The following is a 1,913-nucleotide window of genomic DNA, read 5'->3' as shown; positions in this document are numbered from 1 at the left end:
GGGTTGGAGGGGCTCATGGGACGGCAATTCTATTGCCGAAATAATAATTGTCAAGGCAAATATATTCTTCTTACATTTTGCCAGGTCAATTTTTGGCCTCTCAACGAGTTGCCCCCTCCCGAATCTCGTCCTCCACCCACGTTCGCAGGGCGGGATGCCGCAATTCGAACAATTCGAACACCCCCAGGGCGCGCAGGGCGGGCAACAAGGCCACCAGGCGGGGCTCCATGGCGCGGCGCGCCGCCTCCGGGGTGTCCGGGTCGAGCATCTGGTGGGCACAGGCCACGAACGCCTCGATCGGCGAGGCTTCCGTGGTGGTCAGGCGCAGGACGTTCATCGACATGGCTCAGCTCCCTTTGACGCCATGGGGTGGCGTCACTTGCTTGGTAGAGGACGTGTGTCGGCGTGCGGGCGTGACCGCGCCAGATCAAGCAGGCGGCATGGCACGCGCTGGGGAATCGCGACCGACGGCACGTTCGTCACCGCGAGCGGCGGCAGCGGTGGGAATCGGGCGAGCATGATTGAGCAGGCGGCCGGATTACTGTTAGCGTTATTTGGTCAAAGTTTGTCGAGAACCGGCCATGGGACATCTCTCCGATAAGGACGAAACCCAGTTCCACGCACTGATTGAACGCCTCGACGGCCCCACCGTCATCGCCTACTGGACTGAAGGCGAAGCGTCGAGCGAATACAACGAAACCACCCGCGAATACGGCTGGCACTCGCACGCCCGCGGCCAGCTGTACTGCGTGGAAAGCGGCCTGGTGCACGTGCGCACGGCCAAGGGTTCATGGCTGCTGCCGCCGCATCGCGCCGGCTGGATGCCGCCCGGCGTGGAGCACATGGTGACCTTGAGCGGCCCCATGAGCGGCTGGGGCGTGTTCGTGGCGCCACCCGAATGCGGTTGCCTGCCCACGGAACCTTGCGTCATCGGCAGCACCGAACTGATGCGCGCCCTGGTACGCCGCGCCAGCACATGGATCTGGGAAACCGACCTGGATGAAAACCAGCAACGCATCTGCGCCGTGTTGCTGGAAGAAATCTGCCGCGCCCAACGCGAACCCCTGCACCTGCCCATGCCCACCGACCGCCGCGCGCTACGCATCGCCGTGGCTTTGCTGGAAAACCCCAACGACAACCGCGGCCTGGATGACTGGGCAGCGTGGGCGGGCCTTTCGCCTCGCAGCCTGAGTCGACTGTTTCGCAGCGAGACCGCGTTGAGCTTTGCGCAATGGCGGCAACTGGCCCGGCTGTCGCACGGTCTGGAGCGCCTGGCAGATGGCGAGGCGGTTTCTTCCGTGGCGGATGCGCTGGGATACGCGAGTGTGAGTGCGTTCGTGGCGATGTTTCGCAGGAGTTTCGGGCAGCCGCCGGCCAGGTATTTTGCGGCGCAGGGGGCGCAGTAAAGACGCGCTTTCCCTCCTTCGAACGTCATTGCCTGGCGTACTTGGCTTGACGCGCCGAAAGCCCTTCAAGCACTGCTCGTCATCACTGCGGCTCGTGCAGGGAAGGAAACGGCGCGTGGGTCAGCCGAAGGGAACGCTGTCCTTTTAGCGGCCCCTTTTTGTAGGAGCGCACTTGTGCGCGACCGTCGCCGGGATGCCGGGGTGGCGCGGCGTTGTCGCGCACAAGTGCGCTCCTACAGAAGATCGAAAGCAGGCGTGGCTGACTCACGAAAAAACCTTCAATCGCTAAACAGACCCCGCGATGCGATGTGCAGCACAGCTGCACGAGCCGTCGTGCCCGGCTCTTGATCCTGGGCCCCCTGTGCGGCGGTGAGGGGTGGACGATCAGGCCCCGCAGGGGTGCCTGACATGGATGTCAGGCATTTTTCGCCCGGGCAGGAGCCCGGTCGAAAAGCCCGGCCGCCTCTCACGGACTGGCTGGGCTGTAAGCCCAGGCAGCGCCAAGTG

At 64.1% G+C, this 1,913-nt stretch carries 2 protein-coding genes; one reads left to right on the top strand and one right to left on the bottom strand.

Annotation, left to right across the window (positions count from 1 at the left end):
* Positions 1–100: 100 nt before the first annotated feature.
* On the bottom strand, positions 101–337 hold the full coding sequence (locus DK366_RS21075; protein ID WP_109127521.1) for a hypothetical protein: 237 nt from the start codon (positions 335–337) through the stop codon (positions 101–103).
* A gap of 244 nt (positions 338–581) precedes the next feature.
* Here DK366_RS21075 and DK366_RS21070 point away from each other — a divergent pair, with 244 nt between their 5' ends.
* Positions 582–1,406 (top strand): helix-turn-helix transcriptional regulator, encoded by an 825-nt coding sequence (locus DK366_RS21070; RefSeq protein WP_109127520.1) that lies wholly within the window; start codon positions 582–584, stop codon positions 1,404–1,406.
* Positions 1,407–1,913: the final 507 nt, after the last annotated feature.

The sequence above is a fragment of the Dyella sp. C11 genome, assembly GCF_003121485.1.
GTDB lineage: Bacteria > Pseudomonadota > Gammaproteobacteria > Xanthomonadales > Rhodanobacteraceae > Dyella.
The sequence above is the reverse complement of the archived record's forward strand: the minus strand, read 5'-3'. Positions and strand labels throughout refer to the sequence as shown.